The sequence below is a fragment of the Psychromonas sp. Urea-02u-13 genome, from assembly GCF_002835995.1.
GTDB lineage: Bacteria > Pseudomonadota > Gammaproteobacteria > Enterobacterales > Psychromonadaceae > Psychromonas.
Map to the genome: position 1 here is coordinate 1 of NZ_PJBZ01000025.1, position 219 is coordinate 219.

The following is a 219-nucleotide window of genomic DNA, read 5'->3' on the forward strand; positions in this document are numbered from 1 at the left end:
GGGTGTTGTTGGTCATACTGACAATGTCCGCAGTGCCATTGGCTGACTCGAGTTGCATCACTTTTACAATGCAACATATCAGTGATGGCACGGCGAATATCTTGATTTAATAATCCACCATATTGGGCTTCCAATTGTTGATGGTAGCGTTCAAGCAGTGAGATAAATTGACTCATAAAACCTCCTTGCATGTTACTTCCCATTCAATCGGTAACTTAT

The 219-nt window shown here is 41.6% G+C and carries 1 pseudogene; it reads right to left on the reverse strand.

From position 1 onward, the window contains the following. A pseudogene (locus CXF74_RS23040) lies at positions 1-176 on the reverse strand (IS91 family transposase); the annotation flags it as partial. Between the last annotated feature and the right edge of the window lie 43 nt (positions 177-219).